The sequence below is a fragment of the Clostridium sp. genome (assembly GCF_029258205.1).
Taxonomy (GTDB): Bacteria; Bacillota; Clostridia; order Clostridiales; family Clostridiaceae; genus Sarcina.
This window is the reverse complement of sequence record NZ_JARHZJ010000060.1, coordinates 1-4979: the sequence shown is the minus strand read 5'-3', so window position 1 is coordinate 4979 and position 4979 is coordinate 1. Positions and strand designations below refer to the sequence as shown.

General features: G+C 23.1%; 5 protein-coding genes. 3 read left to right on the top strand and 2 right to left on the bottom strand.

Annotated elements, in window-relative coordinates; all coding sequences use genetic code 11:
* Positions 1 to 153 precede the first annotated feature (153 nt).
* From Q1J60_RS08050 to Q1J60_RS08040, 3 genes are all read left to right on the top strand, one after another.
* Positions 154 to 882, top strand: coding sequence for a LytR/AlgR family response regulator transcription factor (locus Q1J60_RS08050; protein ID WP_300260596.1), 729 nt, complete (start codon positions 154 to 156; stop codon positions 880 to 882).
* Positions 883 to 934: 52 nt separating this feature from the next.
* Positions 935 to 1102, top strand: a complete 168-nt coding sequence (locus Q1J60_RS08045) for a hypothetical protein (protein ID WP_300260593.1) — start codon at positions 935 to 937, stop codon at positions 1100 to 1102.
* A 457-nt stretch (positions 1103 to 1559) separates the two neighbouring features.
* Positions 1560 to 2612, top strand: coding sequence for a sensor histidine kinase (locus tag Q1J60_RS08040; RefSeq protein WP_300260590.1), 1053 nt, complete (start codon positions 1560 to 1562; stop codon positions 2610 to 2612).
* Positions 2613 to 3399: 787 nt separating this feature from the next.
* Here Q1J60_RS08040 and Q1J60_RS08035 read toward each other — a convergent pair.
* Positions 3400 to 3834: a MarR family winged helix-turn-helix transcriptional regulator gene (locus Q1J60_RS08035; protein ID WP_300260587.1), complete on the bottom strand. Its 435-nt coding sequence runs from the start codon at positions 3832 to 3834 to the stop codon at positions 3400 to 3402.
* 6 nt (positions 3835 to 3840) lie between these two features.
* Positions 3841 to 4956: an NADH:flavin oxidoreductase gene (locus Q1J60_RS08030; RefSeq protein ID WP_300260584.1), complete on the bottom strand. Its 1116-nt coding sequence runs from the start codon at positions 4954 to 4956 to the stop codon at positions 3841 to 3843.
* Positions 4957 to 4979 lie beyond the last annotated feature (23 nt).

The following is a 4979-nucleotide window of genomic DNA, read 5'->3' as shown; positions in this document are numbered from 1 at the left end:
GAAGGTTTATCTGACAACTTTTTAGTTATACGTAAAATTATAAATGAAAATATAGGATTAATAGAATCATATACATTTATAGATATATTGAGTGGTGTTGTAGAAATTATTGAAATAAAATAAGTATTAGTAAAGTATAATGGAGAGTTATATATGTTAAATATTTGTTTATGTGATGATGATAAAGATGTTTTAAATTATTATTCAGATAGAATAGATGAACTATCAAATAAAAATAATTATGCATATAAAATAGAAAAATTTTTAAGTGGAGAAAGTCTAATATTTGAATTAGAAGATAATCCGAATAGATTTAATATAATAATTATAGATATATTAATGAAACAAATTAATGGTATTGAAACTACAAAAATATTAAGAAAATATGGATATAATGGAATTATAATATTTTTAACTACAAGCAAAGAGTTTGCATTAGATTCATTTAAGGTAGAGCCATTAAATTATATATTGAAGAATGAGAATGATGATAGATTTAATAATATATTTTTGAAAGCTGTTGAACAAGTTTACACAAATTCTAATAAGAATATTATTATTTCATCTAAACCACAAAGTAAAGTTATTAATTTAGATAATATTGTTTATATGGAAAGTTTAAATAAAAAAGTTATACTACATAAGGTATCAGGAGATTTAGAAGAAGTAAATTGTGTTTTTAAAGATATATATGAAAAAGTTAAAGAATATGGATTTATTCGTTGTCATAAATCATATATAGTAAATATAAAGTATGTGCAAACTTTTAATAAATTAGAATGTAAGATTCAAAAAGATATCATTATACCAATAGGTAGAAAGTATTCAAAAGATTTTAGACGTGTACTCATGGAAAATGAATTTGATAATATTATCATATAATAATTAGGATCTATCACTAAGTTATAATGATTAATTATTAGAAAGGAAGTAAATGAAAAAATTAATTAAGTTATTAAATAAAAATATAATTATAATAACGTTAGTAGGTACTTTTGCTATGAGCAAGACACTAGTAGAGATATTTGAAGAAGTAGAAAGTGATATATTAAGTGGAATTAATATAGAAACTACTATTAACAATGAAAATAGATTTAACTAAAGTGCAAATTTTGTGTGTTAAAAATAAAACAACCCTAATCATTAAACAGTAATGATTAAGGTTATTTTTATGAGAAAAATTGATATATAAAGTTATATAAGGGGATTATTGTAAGAATATTTTATTGATATATTAGATTTTTTTATAATATAATATATTATATGAGGTGAGAATTGTATTGATATTTTTTTTAGAATTAATAACTTTTTTTATAATATACATATATAACAAGTTTTTTATAAATTATTGTGTTAATTTATTAGAAGTAAGAAATAAGTTAATGGTTAAAATATATCCTATATTCATGTCTAGTATTTCGATAATGTTGATTTTGGGTAAAACATATATACCTATTGTATATATAATAACATTTTTTTTACAGATGATTATATTTAAGGTTATTTTTAGTAATTCAATAGAGGTTATATATAATGTTGTTATATACCAGATATTTAATATGATTATAAATAGAGATATAGTTATTGGTATTTTAAGTATTATATTAAAAAAAAGTATGTATCAAGTTGTTCAGTCATATGACTCTTATTTATTATCTTTTGCTTTATGCAGAATATTAAATCTTATTTTAGGAATTAATTTTGAAAAGATATGTAGTTTGGATATAGCTAAGAAGCTATTGATTAATAGAAAAAGGTTAAAAGCATTAATTTTAACGGTTACTAGTTTGGTTATTATATTACTTAATTCTAATTACATATATTATTATTCAGGTGACATTAGTACAACTACATTTCATATGTTAGTAAATCGAATTTGTATAAATATGTGTTTTTATTTTGCCTTAAGTATGGCGATAAAATCAATAAAATGGGTAGAAGATGAAATTTTATATAAAAGCAATTTATTAAATTTAGAATATAATGAAAATATTAATAAAAAGATAGATGATTACTCAAATTTATTAAAAATGTACAATCATGATTTTAAAAATATACTATTAAATATTAAAGATTCTATTGAAATGGGTGATAATGAAAAAGCGAAAGAGATAATATTAGCATTTGATGAAAAAATACAAGATGTTACAAATTACAATAAAAAGCTATCAAATAATTCATTGGTTAATGCTTTATTAAACAGACTGTATGAAGAATGTAATTCTAATAAGATTTTATTTGATTCAGATTGTTATATTCCAAGTAATCTTAGTATAACAGATTTAGAATTAGTAAATATATTCAATAATTTATCAAGCAATGCATTTGAAGCTTGTATAAAACAAGATAATACTGAGCCTAAATGGATAAATTTTAAAAGCTATTTAAAAGATGATAATTTAATTATATATCAGAATAATTCGTTTAATGGATATATAAAATTTAGAAATGATAGATTAATTACTACGAAAAAAAATAAAAAACTTCATGGCATAGGTGTAGAAAGTATAAAGCATATAGTAAATGAGGCTAATGGAATGGCTCTTGTAAAGGTAGATAAAGAAAATAGAGAATTTAAATTTCTAATAAAAATACCGTTACTACAAACTTGATATTATGGTTAATAAAACTGTTATAGAAAAAGATTAAATTCTAATTAACTTAGAATTTAATCTTTTTTATTTAACCTATATTAATAAAGGTTATGTGTGGTTATAGTATGTAAAAAGATTAGGGTTTCAGAACATTGATACTATAATAACTAAAATACTAATATTATAATAAAGATTTACTTTCATATGGTGAGGTTTATGCACACAATGAAAAAAATAGAGAAATTAACGTTTATAGTTAAATATTTTTATAAAGCTGTAAATATGTCAAGATATTTATTACAAGTTAAAGTTAATATTGATTTTTCAACTTGTATATATTAAGAAAATAATTCTTAGTTTGACGGAGTTGTGACAGAATTGTGCCAGAATTGAAACAGGAGTTTTTTTAGTGATATCAATGGGTGTGCTAGAATTGACGGACTTTTTTTACTCCTTATATATAGGGAATTAAAAAAGTAGTATAAAAAAAGTGAAATTTATTTAATTGTATATATATAGGGAGTAAAAAAAAACTTAAAGTCTGGTAAAGTCCGTCAAAAACTAGTGATACCAATAGGTTTAGATGTGGCAGACCTTTTAAAAGTCAGTCACAAAATTGATTTTGTTTACAACTGGTTAACATATTAATATTTATAAAAGTGATATATTAATTTTTTAAAATAGCATAAGAGAGTAGTTAATAAAGAATCTTTTGCTGAAAAAATAGATTAGACTACAGTCTCAAAATAGCTTAAAAAATTGTTTTATTATTCAACTGTAAAATTATTTAAGCAAAAATGCACTATTATATTATAGATAAATTATTATTCATCTTTTTTAATAGTCTTAGAAATTCCTCTTTCTCATCTTGACTAAAGTCCTTATATACAACTTTGTTTAAATTCTTACTTATTTGCATATACTTATCTCTAATTTTATTTGCCTTTTCAGTAAGTTTTATATAAGTAATTCTATTATCATTCTTACATTTAACTTTCTCTATATATTCAAGCTTACAAAGCTTATTAACTAAAACAGTTATTGTTGACTTATCCTTACTTGTTTTTTTAGATATTTCATTCATGGTGAGCATTGATTCACTCTCATATAAAACGGTTAAAATATTTCCATAGCTAGGATCTATTTCTGATAATCCATTTTTCTTTAATTCATTTTGAATAAACTTAATCATTTTCTTCTTTGTAGTGCTTAAAAAATGAACTATATACTTATCATTCATAGTATTCTATCCTCTTCTAATTTCAGTGTTAAAATCCTTATCAAATACTGTACAGTAATTTCCTTCTTTTGTTCTACATTTTGAACATCTAACACATCTCATTTTTCTTTGATTATTCTCTTTCCATTCTTTTATTAAAGTTGGTTCTGATAAAAGTGGTCTTGAAATCCCAAAATAATCTATTTCTGTTTCTTCATGTCTTTTTTCTATTCCAGCTAAGGTTTCAAATCCTCCAACTGTTATAATAGGAATATTAACTATCTTTTTTATTTCTTTAGCAAAGTTTATAAAGTAACCTTCTTTTTCTATAGTATAGCCGTCAAACTCTTGACCTACCATAGTTTTAGCTTTTCCATGTACATTTCCTGATATCTCTAAAGCATTAACCCCTAGTTTCTCTAACATTAAACATATTTTTTTAGTGTCTTCAAATGTTAATCCTCCATCAAAAAATTCTGTTGCAGTAAGTTTGACTATTATAGGGAAATCATCTCCAACACTTTTTCTAACTTCTCTATAAATTTCTTTTAAAAATCTACATCTATTTTCAAAATTTCCACCGTATTCATCAATTCTTCTATTATAGTAAGGACTTAAAAATTGATTTATTAAGTATGTATGAGCACCATGTATTTCTACACCGTCGAATCCACTTTCTTTAACTCTTCTTGCAGCATTTGCAAATGCCTTCACTACATAATTAATCTCATCTTTATTCATTTCTTTTCCTATAGTTCCCGTACTTCTTTCAGCTACAGCACTTGGAGCATAAATAACTCTCTCTCCAACATTATATGTAGTCTTTGTTCCGCCATAAGCAAGTTGCATAACTATTTTATTTCCGTATCTATGACACATATCAGTTAATTTTCTGTATTCTTCTATAAATTCATCACTATACATTCCCATCATTCCAGAGTTAGGTTTTTCTTCTTCTAATATGTTAGCATATCCTGTTATAGTAAGTCCTACTTCATTTTGTGCAAGTTTTTTATATATATTATATAAAATATCAGTCATATGACCTTTTTCATCAGCATAACACTCCCAAGTAGCTGCCCTAACAAATCTGTTTTTAGTCTCAAATCCTATTGAATTTGCTTTATCAAATAGTTTACTCATATTTTTATCTCCTGTAAAAAAAA